General features: G+C 65.8%; 12 protein-coding genes. 8 read left to right on the top strand and 4 right to left on the bottom strand.

Going from position 1 to position 18,234, the window contains the following annotated elements; translation table 11 throughout:
* Positions 1 to 13 precede the first annotated feature (13 nt).
* From EPO50_RS17625 to EPO50_RS17605, 5 genes are all read left to right on the top strand, one after another.
* Positions 14 to 2,482, top strand: coding sequence for a TonB-dependent receptor (locus EPO50_RS17625; protein WP_296346310.1), 2,469 nt, complete (start codon positions 14 to 16; stop codon positions 2,480 to 2,482).
* 137 nt (positions 2,483 to 2,619) lie between these two features.
* Positions 2,620 to 3,105, top strand: a complete 486-nt coding sequence (locus EPO50_RS17620; RefSeq protein ID WP_296346309.1) for an RNA polymerase sigma factor — start codon at positions 2,620 to 2,622, stop codon at positions 3,103 to 3,105.
* Between the two features lie 140 nt (positions 3,106 to 3,245).
* Positions 3,246 to 4,172: a FecR domain-containing protein gene (locus EPO50_RS17615; RefSeq protein WP_296346308.1), complete on the top strand. Its 927-nt coding sequence runs from the start codon at positions 3,246 to 3,248 to the stop codon at positions 4,170 to 4,172.
* Between the two features lie 320 nt (positions 4,173 to 4,492).
* Positions 4,493 to 6,778: a TonB-dependent receptor gene (locus tag EPO50_RS17610; protein ID WP_296346307.1), complete on the top strand. Its 2,286-nt coding sequence runs from the start codon at positions 4,493 to 4,495 to the stop codon at positions 6,776 to 6,778.
* 311 nt (positions 6,779 to 7,089) lie between these two features.
* Entirely contained in the window at positions 7,090 to 10,449 is a 3,360-nt protein-coding gene (locus EPO50_RS17605) for an AAA family ATPase (protein WP_296346306.1), read from the top strand.
* A 17-nt stretch (positions 10,450 to 10,466) separates the two neighbouring features.
* Here EPO50_RS17605 and EPO50_RS17600 read toward each other — a convergent pair whose 3' ends face one another.
* Together EPO50_RS17600 and EPO50_RS17595 are read right to left on the bottom strand one after the other, a co-directional pair.
* Positions 10,467 to 11,444, bottom strand: a complete 978-nt coding sequence (locus EPO50_RS17600) for a tripartite tricarboxylate transporter substrate binding protein (protein ID WP_296346305.1) — start codon at positions 11,442 to 11,444, stop codon at positions 10,467 to 10,469.
* A gap of 4 nt (positions 11,445 to 11,448) precedes the next feature.
* Complete coding sequence (locus EPO50_RS17595) at positions 11,449 to 12,285, bottom strand: TauD/TfdA family dioxygenase (protein WP_296346304.1); 837 nt, start codon at positions 12,283 to 12,285, stop codon at positions 11,449 to 11,451.
* A gap of 93 nt (positions 12,286 to 12,378) precedes the next feature.
* On the opposite strand from EPO50_RS17595, the gene EPO50_RS17590 reads away from it, so the two are divergent.
* Positions 12,379 to 13,380 carry an AraC family transcriptional regulator gene (locus EPO50_RS17590; RefSeq protein ID WP_296346303.1) on the top strand — a complete coding sequence of 334 codons (1,002 nt, stop codon included), beginning with the start codon at positions 12,379 to 12,381 and terminating at the stop codon, positions 13,378 to 13,380.
* Positions 13,381 to 13,472: 92 nt separating this feature from the next.
* On the opposite strand, the gene EPO50_RS17585 is transcribed toward EPO50_RS17590, so the two are convergent.
* Together EPO50_RS17585 and EPO50_RS17580 are read right to left on the bottom strand one after the other, a co-directional pair.
* Positions 13,473 to 14,453, bottom strand: coding sequence for a tripartite tricarboxylate transporter substrate binding protein (locus tag EPO50_RS17585; protein WP_296346302.1), 981 nt, complete (start codon positions 14,451 to 14,453; stop codon positions 13,473 to 13,475).
* A 178-nt stretch (positions 14,454 to 14,631) separates the two neighbouring features.
* Complete coding sequence (locus EPO50_RS17580; RefSeq protein WP_296346301.1) at positions 14,632 to 15,585, bottom strand: LysR family transcriptional regulator; 954 nt, start codon at positions 15,583 to 15,585, stop codon at positions 14,632 to 14,634.
* Positions 15,586 to 15,713: 128 nt separating this feature from the next.
* On the opposite strand from EPO50_RS17580, the gene EPO50_RS17575 reads away from it, so the two are divergent.
* Together EPO50_RS17575 and EPO50_RS17570 are read left to right on the top strand one after the other, a co-directional pair.
* Positions 15,714 to 17,222: a sulfatase-like hydrolase/transferase gene (locus EPO50_RS17575; protein ID WP_296346300.1), complete on the top strand. Its 1,509-nt coding sequence runs from the start codon at positions 15,714 to 15,716 to the stop codon at positions 17,220 to 17,222.
* Between the two features lie 2 nt (positions 17,223 to 17,224).
* Positions 17,225 to 18,226 carry a tripartite tricarboxylate transporter substrate binding protein gene (locus tag EPO50_RS17570; protein WP_296346299.1) on the top strand — a complete coding sequence of 334 codons (1,002 nt, stop codon included), beginning with the start codon at positions 17,225 to 17,227 and terminating at the stop codon, positions 18,224 to 18,226.
* The last annotated feature ends 8 nt before the right edge of the window (positions 18,227 to 18,234 follow it).

The raw sequence follows: 18,234 nt of genomic DNA, 5'->3' as shown, positions 1-18,234 counted from the left end.
GGGGAGATCGCGTATGAGGACCAGGGCTCGCCGCTCGGGATTGGGGATGCTGACGTCGGTGATGGCCGCGACGGTGGCGCTGTCGCCCGCCGTCGTTCGCGCTCAAGCGGTCGATGCACCGACGCAGATGGCGCAAGGCAACGCGCGCGCCTTCAACATTCCGGCTCAGTCGCTGTCGAGTGCGCTCGTGCAATTCGGCCAGCAGGCCGGCCGGCATCTCACCGTCGACGGCGCGCTCGTTCGCGGAGCCGCGACGCCGGGCGTGCAGGGCACGATGACTGCCGAGGAAGCGCTCGGCCGGTTGCTCGCGGGCACCGGCCTCACCTTCAGCGGTGCGGCCGGCGGCACGATCACGGTTCACCGGATCGATCAGCCGAGCGGCGCCGGCGCAATGCAGCTCGATCCCGTGCAGGTCCAGGGCGTCTTCCCGGTGCCGCCGCAGGCGATGATCGATAACGTGCCGCCGCCCTATGCCGGTGGTCAGGTCGGCACCGGCAGCCAGCTCGGCTTGCTCGGCAATCGCGATGTGATGAACACGCCGTTCAACCAGACGAGCTACACCGCGAAGAAGGCGCAGGACCAGCAGGCCAAGACGATCCGCGACGTGCTGGTCGACGATCCGTCCGTGCGGACGACCTACACCGAAGGCACCGCCGGCCAGGACCAGGTCAGCATCCGCGGCTTTCCGGTCGGTCCGCAGAACATGGCCTATGGCGGCCTCTACGGCATGCTGCCCGACATCTCCGTCATGATGGAAGTGGCGGAGCGGGTGGAGTTGCTGAAAGGTCCGAGCGCCATGCTGAACGGCATGCCGCCCAACGGTGCGATCGGCGGCACGATCAACCTGGTGCCGAAGCGCGCCCGCGACGAGGACCTGACGCAGATCACCGCCAACTATTCCTCGCTCGGCGTGTTCGGCGGCGCGGCCGATGTCGGGCGGCGCTTCGGCGAGGACAAGCAGTTCGGCGTGCGCGTGAACGGCGCCTTCCGTTCCGGCCAGACGGCCATCGAGAACAACACCGACCAGCGGGCGCTTGCGCTCATCGGTCTCGACTTCCGCGGCGAGCGCCTGCGCCTCTCCGCCGATCTCGGCTACCAGAGCCAGTATATCGGCGGCGTCGTTCCGTATCTTTATCTCGGACCGCCGGCGACGGTCTCGCTGCCGTGGGCGCCGGATGCCCGCAAGAACATGGGCCAGTCCTGGGGCAGCCGCGAGACCACCGACATCTTCGGCGTCGTCCGCGCGGAGTACGACATCACCGAGCGCGTCACGGCCTATGCCGCGTTCGGCGCGCACGACTATCGGCTCGGCATCTATTCCTCCAGCACGATCACCATCAACAACTTCAATGGCAACGGCCTGGCGGGGCCTTACTTCAACAGCCAGCAATACTTCTCCCACCTGACCGCGGAGACGGGCGTACGGGCGTTCGCCGACACCGGCCCCATCGGCCACGAGATCGCCGTCGTCGCGACGACGTACAACCGGCAAGGCGGCGTGGGCTCGGTCATTCAGGGCGCGGGCTTCGCCACCAACATCTACAATCCGACAGTGGTCGCCCGGCCCAACGTGCCTGCGCCGAACACGACCAAGACGAGCGCGCTCTCGCTGAACAGCATCGCCATCGCCGACACCCTCTCCGCTGCCGACAAGCGCATCCAGTTGACGGCCGGCCTCCGCATCCAGCAGGTCCAGGTCACCAACTACGCGCTGGGGACCGGGGCCGTGACGACGAGTTACGACCAGAACGCGGTCACGCCGTCGGTCGCGCTGGTGTTCAAGCCCTGGGAGAATGTCTCCGTCTACGGCAACTACATTCAGGGCCTGCAGCCCGGAGCGACGGTCGGTCCGACCTTTGCCAATGCCGGCACAGCGTTCCCACCCTACCTGTCGACGCAGTTCGAAGTGGGCGTCAAGGTCGACTGGGGGAAGCTGACCACGACGGCGAGCCTTTTCCAGATCACGCAGCCCAGCGTCATTACCGACGTCGCGAGCAACACCCAGACTCTTGGCGGCGAGCAGCGGAACCAGGGTCTCGAACTCAACTTCTTCGGCGAAGTGACGGAAGGCTTCCGCCTGCTGGGCGGCGCCATGTTCCTCAATCCCGTGCTGACCAAGACGCCGGGCGGCACGACCGACGGATGGATCGCGCCGTCGTCGCCGCAGGTCCAGTTGAACATCGCCAGCGAATGGGATGTGCCCTGGGTGCGCGGGCTGACGCTCAACGGCCGGTTCATCTACACCGGCGCGCAGTTCTACGACACGCTCTATCCGCGCCGCATGATTCCCGAGTGGACGCGCGTCGATTTCGGCGTCCGCTATGCGTTCGACAATCCGGCCGCCAAGGGCAAGCCGCTGGTGGCCCGCTTCAACGTCGAAAACCTTCTCGACAACGACTACTGGTCCGGCGGCGGCTCCGCGACCAGCCTGATGGTCGGCGCCCCGCGCACCTTCCGCCTGTCCCTGACCGCGGACTTCTGATGCCTTGTTCACTCCTGTCGGGGGCCGTTCGCAGGCGCGCTTGGATGCATCAATTGCTTTGAGCGGGGGCGGGGTTTATACGATTGCGAATTATTCGCATTTGCTTGGACCCCGGCGTGGCTCCCTCGGATTCCTTTTTGAACGTCTACATCGAGAATCGCAGCGATCTCGTGAAATACGCGAATCGCTTCATTCGAGACCCAGCGAAGGCCGAGGATGTCGTCCAGGAAGCCTGGCTGCGCGTATCAGGCCGCAAGCACAGCGAGGTCGCCAATACCCTGAGCTATCTTTACTCGGTCGTCAGGAACCTTGCCCTCGATTGGATACGCAAGGGCCATCGCGAAGTCATCGAGGACCCAACGGGCTCCACCTGGAAGGCGCATCCGGTGGATGCGCCTTCCGCGGAAGATGTGGTTTACCACCGGGACGAGTTTCGTTCGGTGATGGAGGCAATAGCCGAACTGCCCGAGCGCACGCAGATCGCTTTCAAGATGTCCCAGATCGAGGGCAAGCCGCTGCATGAGATTGCGGCTGTCTTGAACATCTCCGTTGGCCGCGCCCATCAACTCGTGCAAGACGGGTTCATGCATGCGTCCCGTCGCTTCTTCGGCGATGACGACTGAAGCAGATATATTTCCGGCGCCGCCTAGAAAACGTGGTGCCCAAACGATCTACAATTATCGGGCCGTGCAATTGCATGCGCACCTTGCAACCGGGATGGAAGTTCGTGGACGCATCGGCTGACGAGCGAAGCCCCGCAAGAATGCAGGCGGTCGACTGGTTGCTGCGCCTTCAGGAGTCGCCGTCCGACTCCCTGTTGCGCCAGGAATTCGAGCACTGGCTCGATGCAAGTGAAGCAAATCGCGCCGCGTACCGAAAAGTCGAGTTCATTTCGGCCACGGTCAAGCGGGGGAGTCAGGCGGCGGCTCAGTCGGAGACCGTCATCCGATTGCCGGAGCGCCGGCGTCGGGGCTTGCGGCTAGTCGGTGCCGGGGCGGCATTGGTTGCCGCGGCTTGCCTGGCGTTTGCGCTGTTTCCGGTCCTGCAGAAGCATATGCTGGCGGACTATGTGACAGGGGTTGCCCAGCTCCGCGAAGTCGAACTGCCGGACGGGAGTACGGCCTATCTCGATGCTGGGAGTGCAATTGCGGTCAATTATCGCGGAACGCGCCGGGACATTACCCTCCTGGAGGGACAGGCCTTCTTCAAGGTCGTCAAGAACAGCGACCGGCCTTTCGTCGTTGAAGCGAACAAGGTTACGGTCGCGGTCTCAGGTACGGCGTTCGGAGTGCGAATCGCGCCGCGTTCAACCTCGGTGCTGGTAGAATCCGGCAGCGTCGAAGTATCGACGCCTTCCGAGCCGACAAGCCTCCTGACGGCAGGTGATTCCCTTGTCTACGATCACGACAGCGGCGTCGTCAGCCGCCGCGATGTGCCTTCGACGACGATCGCCTCATGGCGCTCCCGACGCCTTATGATTCACGAGGAGCCTTTCGAGGATATCCTTGAGGAAGTCGGGCGGCACGTGCCGGGCGCGATCATACTGAGGGACAAGTCGCTGAACCGGCAGCTGGTTACCGGGGTTTTCGACCTGTCCAACCCGTCGGATGCCCTGCAGGCTCTTGCGGGATCCCAGGATGCCCAGCTTACGCAGATCACTCCCTATCTGATCATCGTGTCGAGACGTTAGGCTGCCGCGAAATCTTTTTCGCTGCGCCCTAGAAATGTCGAGGGCAGCTTTCGTCAAACCCCAGGCGAACGATTTTTGTTCGCAGGAATGAGGTTCCGTGACCCGCCGGCACGGACAGTTCGGGGGAGAGTTTCGTGTCAGTTCAAGGAACGACGCCGCGGCGAGCGAACGGCGGCATTGCGGTTATGGCTGTTGTGGCGAGTTTCCTGCTCACAAGCGAATTGACGGCACAGACCTTTCCTCCCGCCGAAACACAGCAGGCACAATCCCCGCGGACTGTGAACTTCAACATCCCCTCGCAGCCTCTCGGGCAGGCCTTGATGGCATTCGGGGCTCAAGCCGGTCTCCAGGTGGGCGTCAATGCAACAGTGGTTGCCGGGAAGAGCAGCACGGCGGTCAACGGGGTAATGACGGCCGAGCAAGCCTTGCAGCGACTGCTTTCCGGAACGGGCGTCGGCTATCGCTTCACTTCGGCAACTGTCGTGACTGTTACCGGCGGGCCGGATGCAGGCGCCGCGATGCAGCTCGATCCCGTGCAGGTCCAGGGCGTCTTCCCGGTGCCGCCGCAGGCGATGATCGACAATGTGCCGCCGCCCTATGCCGGTGGCCAGGTCGCGACCGGCGGTCAGCTCGGCCTGCTCGGCAACCGTGACGTGATGGACACGCCGTTCAACCAGACCAGCTACACGGCGCAGAAGGTGCAAAACCAGCAGGCGAAGACGGTCCGCGACGCGCTGATCGACGATCCGTCCGTGCGGGCCTCGCTTCCTGAAGGCAGCATCGCGGCCGAGAACGTCTATATTCGCGGTTTCGTCGTGGGAAGCACGTCGATCGCTTATGGCGGCCTCTATGGCATGCTTCCGACCTTCTCCATCATGCCGGAGCTGGCCGAACGTATCGAAGTGCTGAAGGGGCCGAGCGCCATGCTGAACGGCATGCAGCCGGTCGGCGCCATCGGCGGCGTGATCAATCTCGTTCCCAAGCGCGCGGCAGACGCGCCGCTCACCCAGGTCACGGCGGCCTATGCATCGGCATCGCAGTTTGGCGGGCATGCCGACATCGGTCGCCGCTTCGGCTCCGACAAGCAGTTCGGCGTGCGTTTCAACGGCGTGTTCAAGTCCGGCCAGACGGACATGCAGTGGAACAGCGATCAAAGGGCACTGGCCACGCTGGGCCTGGACTTTCGCGGCGAGCGCGTGCGGCTCTCGGCCGATCTCGGCTATCAGTATCAGTACATAGGCGGCGTCGTCCCGTATCTCGGTGTCGCCGCTGGTGTTCCGCTCCCCTGGGCGCCGAATGTCCGGAACAATCCGGGCGGGCAGCCCTGGAGCAACAGCGAGCGCAAGGATCTCTTCGGTGTGGTCCGCGGCGAAATCGATCTGACGGAGCGTGTCACGGCCTATGCGGCCTTCGGCATTCACGACAATCGACAAGGCGATCTGCTCGGCGGCATCTTCATGACCGCCACCAATCAGAACGGTGCGGCGACGGCGGCGCCGATGGTTGCCAATGCCTACAATCAATATCTGACAGGAGAAGTGGGCGTGCGCGCCGTGGCCGACACCGGCCCGATCACCCACGAGATTGCGGTGAGTGCGACGACCTATGCGCTGGACTCCGGCTATGCGAGCGTCAGTGGTCCGGCCTATGCCACCAACATCTACAATTCGGTCGTCATCGCGCGCCCCAATCTTCCCAATCCTGCGGCGAACAAGTCGGTGACCCAGGGAATGTCGAGCATTGCCATCGCCGACACGCTGTCGGCGGCCGGCAAGCGCATCCAGTTGACGGTCGGAGGTCGGTTGCAGCAGGTGAAGGCGTCGAACTTCAACCCTGTGACCGGAGCAGAAACCTCAAGCTACGATCAAAGCGCGTTCACGCCCTCGGTGGCGCTCGTGTTCAAGCCCTGGCAGAACGTGTCCGTCTACGGCAACTTCATCCAGGGACTTCAGCAAGGCGCCATTGTCGGTCCGGCCTTCTCGAACGCCGGCGAGACCTTCGCGCCCTACAAGTCGACGCAATTCGAAGCGGGCGTGAAGGTGGACTGGGGCAAGTTCACAACGACCGCGAGCCTTTTCCAGATCACGCAGCCCAGCATCATCACCAACGTCGCGACCAACACGCAGGTCCTGGCCGGCGAGCAACGCAATCAGGGTCTCGAGTTCAATTTCTTCGGCGAACCACTGGAAGGTGTTCGCGTGCTGGGCGGTGCGATGTTCCTCAACGCGGTCCTCACGAAGACACCAGGAGGACTTACCGACGGCTGGACCGCGCCGTTTTCGCCGAACTTCAATCTCAATCTCGGTGGCGAGTGGGATACGCCCTTCGTGCGCGGACTGACGCTGACCGGGCGCGTCGTCTACACCGGATCGCAGTACATCGACACCACCAGCCCGCGGCGCAGCCTGCCGGACTGGACCCGTCTCGACCTGGGTGCGCGCTATACCTTCGACACCGACCGCAGCCCGACCGGCAAGCCCGTCTCCATCCGCTTCAATGTCGATAACGTTCTCGATACCAACTATTGGCTGGGTGGGCAGGGGGCCACGCTGTTGTCGCTTGGCCTGCCGCGGACCTTCCGCCTGTCACTGACGGCGGATTTCTAGCGCGCTTCTTCATCCTCCCCATTCAGATGGGGAGGTGCCTCGTCTTGCGAGGCGGAGGGGTCATGACCCCTCTGTCGCCGCAGACGGCACCACCTCTCCGCTGCCAGGGAACTCAATCGTTACCGGTGGCGCTCTCGGTGCGTTTCTTGCCAGGCGCGTTTCACGCTATACTGCGAGCGGCGGAGGGGAGTTGACATGACGTCCTCCAGGCTGTCCTCGACGACCGGCGACACTCTGCGGATCGGCGTTGGAGTGCGGGATCGCCGTTGGCGCTGCCGCCTCGGGCGGTAGCCGGTCGACCGGAGATGTCGATGGACATCGTCCATTGGTTGCGCGGGCTGGGGCTCGAGCACTATGCAGCTGCGTTCCTCGCCAATGACATAGATGCCGAAATACTGCTGGAGATCACCGCCGACGACCTTGTTGGCCTCGGTGTCACGTCGATCGGGCATCGGCGAAAGCTGCTGGCGGCAATTGCGGCCTTGAGGGACGGCAGGGGTTCGTTCGTAGCAGCGTCGCCCGCGGAACCTATGCGACGGGAGCAAGATGCCGGCATTGGTCCGAACGCTGCCGAGCGACGGCAGCTCACCGTCATGTTCTGCGATCTCGTCGGATCGACCGCGCTGGCATCGCGGCTGGATCCGGAGGATCTGCGGGAAGTCCTCGAGGCGTATCGCGCGGCAGTGGCTGCCGTCGTCGCGGATGGCAGTGGTTACGTGGCCAAGTATATGGGCGACGGCGTCCTCTCGTATTTCGGCTACCCGCAAGCCCATGAGCATGATGCAGAGCGGGCGGTGCGGGCCGGCATGGCCGTGGTCGCCGGCGTCGGACGATTGAAGGCTGGCGGCACTGCGTTGGCGAGCAGGGTCGGCATTGCCACCGGACTGGTCGTCGTGGGCGATCTCATCGGCGTCGGCCAGGCGCAGGAGCGGGGGGTTGTCGGCGAGACACCCAATCTCGCGGCCCGGTTACAGGAGATGGCGCCGGCCAACGCTGTGCTGGTGGCAGAGAGTACGCGACGGCTCGTCGGCGATCTCTTCGAGTATCGCGACCTGGGGCCCGTCGCGATCAAGGGGTTTCGCGACTCCGTATCGGCCTTGCAAGTGCTCGGCGAGAGTTCGATCGAAAGTCGCTTCGAGGCCTTGCGTTCGGCGACGTTGAGCCCACTCGTCGGTCGCGAGGAAGAAGTCAGGCTGCTGCTGCGACGGTGGAGACAGGCAAAGGCCGGCGAAGGGCAGATCGTGCTGATTTCCGGGGAAGCCGGCATCGGCAAGTCACGCATTGCCGCGGCGTTGCAGGAACGGCTCCAGGCGGAGCGGCCTGTACGGTTACGCTATTTCTGCTCGCCCAATCGCCGCAACAGCGCGCTCTTTCCCATCATTGCCGAGCTCGAGCGCGCTGCGGTTTTTGCACGCCATGACGACGCCACGGCAAAACGGACCAAGCTCTCGGCGCTGCTGTCGCAGTCGGGCAACGCCGTCCCCGACCTGGAGGCCGCTTTCGCCGATCTTCTGGCGGTGCCGGCCGGCGATGGCATTCCGAATCTGCCCGGTAATCCTCGGGAAAAGCGCGAGCGGATTCTCTCGGCGCTCGTTTGGCGGCTGGAAGATCTGGCCCGCCAGCAACCTGTGCTGCTGCTGTTCGAGGATGCGCACTGGAGTGATTCGACCTCCCTCGATCTGCTGGAGCGGTTCGGCGAGCGCGTGCGCCAGCTCCCTGTCCTCATGGTCGTGACGTTCCGCCCGGAGTTCGAGCCGGTGTGGATCGGCCAGGCGCAGGTGACCTCGGTCCTGTTGGGCCGTCTTGGCGAGCGGGAGACGATGGCACTGGCCGGAGGCGTCGCTGGCGGCAAGCCGCTTCCGGGTGAAATCCTCGATCGGATCATCGAGCACACCGACGGCATCCCGCTTTGCGTCGAGGAACTGACCAAGGCGCTGCTGGAGAGCAACTTCCTTCAGGAAGTCAGCGGGCAATTCATTCTCTCCGGTCCCATGCCGTCGCTGGCGATTCCGTCGAGCCTGCACGATTCGCTGATGGCCCGACTCGATCGGTTGGGACCGGTGAAGGAAGTGGCGCAGATCGGGGCCGCGATCGGGCGCGAGTTCACCTACGACATCGTGAAGGCGGTCACGAACCGCCCGGACGATCGGCTGGGGGCCGAGCTGGACCAACTGGTCGACGCAGGTTTGATCTTCCGCCGCGGCGGCGCGCAGCAGACGTCGTTCGTCTTCAAGCATGCGCTCGTGCAGGACGCGGCCTATGGCACGCTGCTGCGCGGCCGGCGCCAGGAGCTTCATGCCGGCATCGCTAAAGCGCTCGAAGAGCTGGGCGGGCCACTCCCGAAGCAAGACACGTCTGTCGGTGAACGGTCGGCGCTCCTCGCGCATCATTGGCTCAGGGCCGAGGCGTGGGACAAAGCGCTCGCCTACACGCTGGAGGCGGCGGAACGGGCCCGCAACCTCTATGCGCGTCCCGAAGCAATCAATCACTACTGGCAAGCGCTCGAGCTGGTCGAGCGCTTGCCCGCCTCGTCCGAACGCAGCCGCGTCCACTTCGAGATCCTTGTGTCGATCGTTCAGCTACCGGGCTGGAGGCGGGACGAGAAAGAGGAAGCGCGCATGCTGCACCATCTCGACCTCGCGATGACCGATGCGAGCGAGGCGGGCCAAACGGCGAACCTGGCCAGGCTGGAGGCAACAAGGGGCGGCATTCTGGATGACAGGACTCTCCTGGAGGGCGCGATTGCCCGCGCTGAGGTCTCTGGAGACAAGCTCGCCATGGCGTATTGCGCCCAACGCTACGGTGATGTTCTCGGAGGGCATGGCCAATTCGAGGCGTCACTCGAGCATTTCGCGCGAGCCGTCGAAATTTATGGGACGCAGGGCAATCGGTTGCGCCAGAGCATTGTCATGGCGAGCGGCGGCCGCTGTTACAACGCCCGAGCCGGAAAGCTCGATCAGTCGCTCGACTTCGCAGGACAGGTCCGCGAGAACGCCGATGCTCTCAACAATGCCGAGCTTCGGGCATGGTGCGCGATGAACGCCGAGCCCTATTACTACAGGGGGCTTTGGGACGAAGCCGTCGTGGCGGCGCAGGACGCATTGCCGGTTGCATGGGAGATCGGCGAATGGCCCGTGATCATCTTCTCCTCCGCCTGGCTGGCGCTGGCCTATTCGAAGCTCGGACAGGCCGACAATGCGCAGCGGGTTCTCGATCGGCTCTTCGATGAACTGCCCGTGCGCGCCGTCAAGTCGCAATGGATGGCACTGCCGTATGCACAGATCGCCCGCGCTCAGATCTACCTGACGGCCGGCAACTACAGCGAGGCCCTCGATACCGTTTATCAGGCGCTCGCTGCTGCCGTGCGGCGTTCCTTTCGTCTCGAAGAAGTCGCAGCCCATCGTGTCCTGGGACAGATCCATGAAGCGATGGGTGACCGGGCCGAGGCCGACGCTGCCTTCCGGCGCAGTCTGGAGGTCCTCGACGACATACAGTGTCCTCCCGAACTCGCCCAAACGCTGTTGGCGTATGGCCGCTTTCGCCGGGGCGACAATGCGCAGGAGGACCGGCCGTTGCTCGAACGCGCGCTGCGTCTCTTCGAGGAGATGAAGGCCACCGGCTGGATCGCCGAGACGCGCATCGCCCTGGCCGCCGCGTCACCGGCCTCCTGAGGACGGCCGGACTGGCCTTACGCGCCGTCGGCCGTGATGCCGAGCTTCTGGATGACCTTGCCGAGCCGCACATGCTCGCGCTGCATGGCGTCGCCGAGCTGGGCGGGAGTCATCGGCATCGGGTCGATGTAGGCGCTGGCGAGACGGGCGCGGACGGTCGGGTCGGCCAGTGCCGCGTTGATGGCGCTGTTCAGCCGGCTGACGACCGCATCGGGCAGGCTCTTCTGCCCATAGAGCGGTATCGACGACTGGACTTCGAGATCCGCCTCGCCCTGTTCGGCCATGGTCTTCACGCCGGGCAGGTCGTCGTACTGCTTCAGTCCCACCACGGCGATCGCCTTGAGGCGCCCGGCCTTGACGTGGGACGCCGCCAGCACGGTGCTGACAACGCCGATGTCGAGGCGGCCGCCCAGCAGGTCCTGCACACCGGGCGGCAGGCCCTTGTACGAGATCGACGTGATGTCGACGCCGTACTTGATCTTGAGCTGTTCCGGGATCAGGTGGGCGCCGGTGCCGTTGCCCGGATTGAGATAGTTGAGCTTGCCGGGATTGGCGCGCGCCAGGGCCACGAACTCCGCGATGGTGTTGGCAGGCGAATTCGGCGCCACGCAGATCAGGCCGCTGCTCACGCCCACCATGGCGATCGGCTTGAAGTCGGCCATGGCATCGAAGGGCGCCTTCATCAGCATGTTGAGCACGACGTGGCCCGACACGGTGAGGTAGAGGGTGTAGCCGTCGGCGGGCGAGCCCAGGACAAGCTGGGCGGCCAGGATGCCGTTGGCGCCGGGCCGGGGATCGATCAGCCAGGGCTGGCCGAGTTCGCGCTGCATGACGTCGGAGACGGCGCGGCCCGCCACGTCGAGCAGGCCGCCCACCGGACCCGGCAGGATCACGCGAACGGGCTTGTTCGGATAGGGCTCGGCGCCGGCGGCGGCGCCAGCGGCCAGGAGTGGCGAGGCCAGGAACGGCGTGGCGAGGAACAGACGGCGCTTCATGGTGTCAGCCCCTGTAGAAGGGTTTGTCGCCGCAGATGGTCACGCGGTGGCCGTAGCGACGGTGCGGGAAGTAATCGAACATCGCGTGGTGCTGGGTGGCGCGGTTGTCCCAGAAGGCGACGGAGTTCGGCCGCCACTTGAAGCGGCACTGCAGCTCGGGCGTCTCGATGTGGCGATAGAGCATGTCGAGCAGCGCATCGCTTTCGTGCTTGCGCAACTGCGGAATGCGGCTGGTGAACCCGCGGCTGACATAAAGCGCCTGGCGGCCGGTCTCGGGATGGGTGCGGACGATCGGATGCTCGGTCGACGGGAAGGCCAGGTCGGCGCGGTCGGTCGCCTTCGCGCGGTAGCCGTGGGCCTTGGCGCTGTCGTGGATCGCGGTCAGGCCGGTCAGCATCTTCCGCATCGGCTCCGACAGCGTCTCGAAGGCGCGATACATGTTGGCGAACAGCGTGTCGCCGCCGCCGTCGGGCGGAACCTCCGTGAGATGCAGGATCGAGCCCATCGGCGGCTCGGCGTCGCACGACACGTCGCTGTGCCATTCTTCGCCGGCCACGCGCTTGGAGGTCTCGTCGGCCTTGATCACCAGGATCTCGCGATGCTCCGGCAGCCCGATCGGCGCGTTGGGATGCACGTGCAGGCGGCCGAAGCGCTGGCCGAATTCCTTGTGCTGCTCGATGCTCATCTGCTGGTCGCGGAAGAAGATCACCAGGTTGTCCATCAATGCTTGGTGGACCTCGTCGAACTGCTGGTTGCCCAGCGGCGTGGACAGGTCGACGCCGAAGATCTCGGCGCCGATCGTGGGCGTGAGTTTCCTGACGTCGATTGATTGATAGGCCATGGGACCCTCCCGAGATTTGCCCGAGCGTAGCGGGGGACGGGGAACGCCATTTGACATTTGGGGACACGGATTTGACAGTTCGGGCCGGACACCGTGACCGACCTCATTCGCAGCGCCTGTCTCACTTCCTACCCCGAGATCGCCCGATCGGTCGGGCTCGATCCGCTGCGCATGCTCAAGGAGGCCGGGATCGATCGGCGGTTCCTGGAGAGCCCGGATGTAAAGGTGTCGGCGGCGGCGCTCCGCCGGCTGCTGGAGAACTCGGCACGGGTGGCCAAGGTCGAGGATTTCGGCCTGAGACTCGCGGAAACCCGGACCTTGTCAGTGCTCGGGCCCATCGGCCTGCTGGTGCGCGAGGAGGCCACGGTGCGCGACGCCGTGACCTCGCTGATGCGCTACATCCCGCTGCACAACGAGTCGCTCCATATGCGCCTCGAAGAACGGGACGGGACCACCGTCATGATCACGGAAATCCGCGTTCCCCGACCGGTTCCTCTCCGGCAGGGAACGGAGCTGACGGTCGGCGTCCTCTACCGCGTGGTGCAGTCGTTGATCGGGCCGCACTGGAAACCGCTGGTCTGCTTTTCCCATGCGGCAGGGCGGCGCCGGGAAACATACCACCGCCTGTTCGGGGACAAGGTCGAGTTCGGCCACGACTTCAACGGCATCGTGTGCCCGACGCGCGACCTCGACCGTGCCATTCCGACGGCGGACCCCGCGCTGGCGCGTTATGTGCGCCAGCATCTCGACTCGCTCCTGGCGCGCCCCAATGTCGGAACGTCCGACAAGGTGCGCGAACTCGTTTCGCTGCAACTGGGGACGGGCTGCTGCACGGTCGAGCTGGTGGCCGGACAGCTGAATCTCAACCGCCGGATGCTTCATCGCCGGCTCGCCGAAGAGGATCAGACGTTCTCTGGCATCGTGGAGGCGGTTCGCGCCGAGGTCGTGTCGCGCGCGCTGCTGAATCCGGAGAGGAAGCTCAGCACGCTGGCCGACATGGCGGGCTTCTCCTCGCTCAGCGCCTTCTCACGCTGGTTCCGCGATCGCTTCGACACCACGCCAACGGCCTGGCGACGCGACGCCCAGGCCCACTAGCTGCTACGAGGCGAAGGGCAGGTGCCGGGGGCGCGCGAGTCCACTCGCGCGATTCATGACCGCGCCACTGGAGTGGCGCGCCCCCGGCGTGACTACTGATCAATCTCGAGTTTGTTGTCTTTGATCAGCTTGGCCCAGCGGGCCGTCTCGGCGACGATCTGGGCCTGGAACTGCGCGGTGGTGTTGGGGATGTAGATCAGGCCCTGGTCGGCGAGCAGCTTCTGGATCTCCGGCGTCTGCGCGGCGGCGGTGTAGGCGGTGTAGAGGCGGTCGACGATCGGCTGCGGCGTGCCGGCGGGCGCTATCAGCGCGTACCACGACATGACGTCGGCATCGCCCAGGCCCAGCTCCTTCAACGTCGGCACGTCGGGAAGCTGCGGCACGCGGTTCGGCGTCGTCACCGCCAGCGCCCGCAGCTTGCCGGAGCGGATGAAGGGCAGCAGGCTCGGCAAGGTGTCGAACGTCGACTGGATGTCGCCCGCGAAGAGGGCGGGCAGGGACTCGTTGGTGCCCTTGTAGGGAACGTGCACCACCTCGATGCCGGTCTTCACCTTCAGCATCTCGTAGGTGAGATGCGCGGGGCTGCCCATGCCGACCGAGGCGAAGTTATAGCCACCCGGCTTGGCGCGGCTGGCGGTGATCAGCTCGGCTGCGCTCTTGACCGGTGAGTCCGCGCCGACCACCAGCACCAGCGGCGAGGCTGCGAACATGGTGATGGGGATCAGCTCCTTGCCCACATCGTAGGGCATCGTCTTGTAGAGGCCTGGGAAGATGGTGAGCGGTCCGAGATTGCCCATGCCGATCGTGTAGCCGTCGGGCTTCGCCTTCGCGATCTCGGTGACGCCGATGCGGCCGGCGGCGCCCGCCTTGAAGTCGGTGATGATGGTCTGGCCCAAGGTCTTGGAGACGCGATCGTTGAAGGCGCGCGCGATCAGGTCGTTGAGGCCACCAGCGGGCCACGGCACCAGGAAGCGGATGGGCCGGCTCGGCCATTCGTTCGCAAATGCCGAACCCGCCGATACTGCCGCCGTAGCGCTCGACATCACCATCACCGACCGACGCGAAACCTTCACTTCTCTCTCCTCGAAAACCGTGCCCCGTCTTACCAGCATCTTCCGCGCCAATCCTCCTCCCCATTCAAATGGGGAGGTGTCGCCGTCTTACGGCGACGGAGGGGTCATCGTGCATGCGACGCGCATGACCCCTCCGCCGCGTCAGACGCGGCACCTCCCCCGATGACGGGGGAGGCAGTTAGCGGCCTGGGCGGCTGGGGCGGTGGGCGCGATGGACGGCGCGGGCGACGCTGCGCAGGGTGGTGCCGAACTGGGCGACGGCGGCGGAGCGGGCATCGTCGTCCTGGGTGATCATCGCGTAGGTGAAGGGGATGCGCGGCCGGAAGCGGCGCGAGACGACGTTGGGCGGCAGCGCGTCCTGCGGGAAGGCGTGCATGATGCCAACGCCCGTGCCCAGGCCCACCAGCGCGACGGCCACCGGCGTGCTGTCGACGATCGCGGCGACCCGTTGCACCACGCCCGCCTGCCGGAAGATATCGTCGAGGCGATGGCGGATGATCGATCCGGGCCGGCTGAGCACCAGCGGCTCGTCGGCGAGGTCGGCCGGGCCCAGCGCCGCGCGGCGTGCCAGCGGATGGTCGGTGCGCAGCAGGCAGACGACATCTGCGTCCATGACAGGCTCGACGCGCAGGCCCGTGCCGGCGAACGGCATCGCGGCCAGGCCGATGTCGAGGCGGCCGGCGCGCAGCTCCTCGAACTGCGCCTCGCGGCCGCGCGTCTCGACGTCGATGGTCATCTTGGGCCAGGCCCGCCGATGCACGGCGACGGCGCGCGCGACCAGCCCGACCGCCAGCGGTGCGATGGCGCCGATCCGCAGCAGGCCGTGATTGCCACGCCGCAGCTCGCCGGCCACGACGCCCAGCCGTGCCATGCTGCGCATCGCCGACTGGCCCTCGTCGAGGAACTGGCGGCCGCGCTCGGACAGCACCATGCGCTTGGCCCGCCGCTCGAAAATGAGAAAGCCCAGCTCGGTTTCGAGTGCGCCGATCAGGCGGCTGACGGCGGGCTGGCTGAGGCCGAGATCGCCGGCGGCGCGCGTCACCGTGCCGGTCTCCCGGACGGCGAGTGCTGCGCGCAGTTGCAGGAGATCGAGGGGGCGGTCGACGGTCGTCATGTAATGCGCCTGATGCATGAACTGATCAGAACTTATCATTTTTCGGCATGATCCCGGCAAGCTAGGTTTTGAGCAGACAGAGCGTTGCAAACGCCGACACCTGAGGAAACGGGCCCAGTGCCCCAGAGCCGCCGCCAGGAGAAAACATGAATATCCTGTTCATCACGTCCGACCAGCAGCGCGCCGACTGCTACGGCTTCGAGGGCCGCAAGGTGAAGACGCCGCATCTCGACATGCTGGCGCGCGAGGGCACGCGCTTCTCGGCCTGCATCACGCCGAACCTCGTCTGCCAGCCGACGCGCGCCTCGATCCTGACCGGCCTGCTGCCGTCGACGCACGGCGTTTCGGACAACGGCATCGACCTGCCCGACGCGACGGGCGAGGCGGGCTATGCCGGCGACTTCGCGCGCGCGGGCTACAGCACCGGCTATATCGGCAAGGCGCACTTCAAGACGTCGAACACCTTCCACGCGACGGGCTCGCCGGAATGCCGCCTGACCGAACAGCGCGACGACTGGTACGGGCCCTACATGGGCTGGAACCATGTCGAGCTGATGGTTGAGGGCCACAACACGCGGGCGCCGCGCAAGCCGCCGTTCACGCAGCATTACGAGCGCTGGTACTACGCCGACGGCCGCGGCGAGGAGAAGAACAAGCTGCTGCACACCGGCCTGGCGCCGCTGTCGGATGCAGCGCAGACCTACAATTCGGCGCTGCCGGTCGCGTGGCACAATTCGACCTGGATCGGCGACCGCACCATCGAGTTCCTGCGCGCCAATAAGGACAAGCCGTTCTGCGCTTGGGCCTCGTTCCCCGACCCGCACCATCCGTTCGACTGTCCCGAACCGTGGAGCCGCCTGCATCATCCCGACGAGGTCGATCTGCCGGAGCATCGCACGATGGATCTCGAACGCCGCCCGTGGTGGCACCGCGAGAGCCTCTACGGCAAGCCCAAGCTCGACGATCCGATGCTGCTCAACTTCCGCGAAAAGCATTCGCGCACGCCGGTGCAGACCGACAAGCAGCTCCGCGAACTGATCGCCAACTATTACGGCATGATCTCGCTGGTCGATCACAATGTCGGCCGCATCCTGGCGGCGCTCGATGCCTACGGCCTGTCGGAGAATACGCTGGTCGTCTACTCGACCGATCACGGCGACTGGCTGGGCGACCACGGCCTCATCCTCAAGGGCCCGATGGCCTACGAGGGACTGCTGCGCGTCGGCCTGCTGATGCGCGGGCCGGGCGTGCCGGCCGGCAAGGTGGTGGCCGATCCGGTCTCGACGATCGACCTGCCGCGCACCTTCGCCGACTATGCCGGCGTGTCGCTGGGCGACGCCCGTCACAGCCGCAGCCTGAAGCCACTGATCGAGAAGGATGCGACGCGCGACTTCGCCTACAGCGAATGGGACCTGCGCGCCTCGCGCTGCGGCGTCGACCTGTGGCTGCGCACGGTGCGCACCGGCACGCACAAGCTGACGCTCGAAACCAACTCCGGTGCGGGCGAGCTGTACGATCTCGCGAACGATCCGCAGGAGATGGACAACCGCTTCGGCGATCCCGGCGTCGCCAAGGTGCAGCGCGAACTCGAAGACATGATCCGCAGCCGGCCGAAGGATCAGATCGATCCGCTGCCGCAGATCGGGATGGCGTGATCATGGGCACGACGATGAAGCGCCGTTCCTTTTCCCTCGGGGCACTCGCGGCCGGTCTCGCTCCGGCACTCATTGCACGCACATCGCCCGCGCGCGCCGACAAGTGGCCCGACGGGCCGATCAAGTTCATCGTCGGCTATGCGCCCGGCGGCACGTCGGATGTGACTGCCCGCGTGCTGGGCGAGGCGGTGGCGGCACGGCTCAACGAACTGGTGGTGATCGAGAACCGGCCGGGCGCGCTCGGCCGCATCGCCATCGACATGGTCGCGCGCGCCAAGCCCGACGGGCAGACCTTCCTGGTCGGTCCGGCCGAGTCGTTCTACCAGATGGCGCTGGAACAGAAGACGCCGGTCAAGGCCGGCCAGCCGCTGGCGCCGGTGACGATCCTGACCACGCAGGCGCTGGTCCTGGCGGCCAATCCGGCGCGCGGCTGGAAGACGGTGGCCGACGTGATCGCGGCGGCAAAGGCCGAGCCGCAGGGCCTGTCCTATGCCACGCCCTCGTCCGGCATGGGCTCCAACACCATCGCGGCCGAGGCGATCTTCCGGCGGAGCGGTGCGAAGGTGATGAACGTGCCGTACAAGGGCGGCGGCCAGGCGGTGCAGGACCTGTTGAGCAACGTCGTGCCGCTCGGTCTGCTGGGTTCGGCGCCGGTCGTGCCCTACATCCAGTCGGGCAAGCTGACCTTGCTCGCCGTCACGTCGAAGGACCGCGATCCGCTGTTGCCCGATGTCCCCGGCATGGCCGAACTGGGCTATGCCGATGTCGACATCTCGCAATGGTTCGCGCTCTTCGCGCCGCCGCAGACGCCGAAAGCCATCGTGGATCGTATGTCGGCCGTCCTGCGCGACGCGCTGACCGATCCGAAGGTGATCAAGCTCCTGGCCAACGCCGCGCTGTCGCCGGTCGGCGGCTCGCCCGAAGACTTCACACGCCGCTTCGAAGGCGAGGGCGCGCGATGGCTCGAGGCCGTGCGCACCCTGACGCAGAAGAACCCCGCCTGAGCCGGGGC

Origin of the sequence: Reyranella sp. (assembly GCF_004297405.1) — a bacterium.
GTDB lineage: Bacteria > Pseudomonadota > Alphaproteobacteria > Reyranellales > Reyranellaceae > Reyranella.
Note: the sequence above shows the minus strand (reverse complement) of the source record. Positions and strands in the feature narration are given on the sequence as shown.

Bases quoted from the DNA above. Each gene is read 5' to 3' on its own strand.
- EPO50_RS17625 (WP_296346310.1), top strand. From the start codon at position 14: ATGAGGACCAGGGCTCGCCGCTCGGGATTGGGGATGCTGACGTCGGTG.
- EPO50_RS17615 (WP_296346308.1), top strand. From the start codon at position 3,246: ATGCAGGCGGTCGACTGGTTGCTGCGCCTTCAGGAGTCGCCGTCCGAC.
- EPO50_RS17610 (WP_296346307.1), top strand. From the start codon at position 4,493: ATGGCATTCGGGGCTCAAGCCGGTCTCCAGGTGGGCGTCAATGCAACA.
- EPO50_RS17605 (WP_296346306.1), top strand. From the start codon at position 7,090: ATGGACATCGTCCATTGGTTGCGCGGGCTGGGGCTCGAGCACTATGCA.
- EPO50_RS17600 (WP_296346305.1), bottom strand. From the start codon at position 11,444: ATGAAGCGCCGTCTGTTCCTCGCCACGCCGTTCCTGGCCTCGCCACTC.
- EPO50_RS17595 (WP_296346304.1), bottom strand. From the start codon at position 12,285: ATGGCCTATCAATCAATCGACGTCAGGAAACTCACGCCCACGATCGGC.
- EPO50_RS17580 (WP_296346301.1), bottom strand. From the start codon at position 15,585: ATGCATCAGGCGCATTACATGACGACCGTCGACCGCCCCCTCGATCTC.
- EPO50_RS17575 (WP_296346300.1), top strand. From the start codon at position 15,714: ATGAATATCCTGTTCATCACGTCCGACCAGCAGCGCGCCGACTGCTAC.
- EPO50_RS17570 (WP_296346299.1), top strand. From the start codon at position 17,225: ATGGGCACGACGATGAAGCGCCGTTCCTTTTCCCTCGGGGCACTCGCG.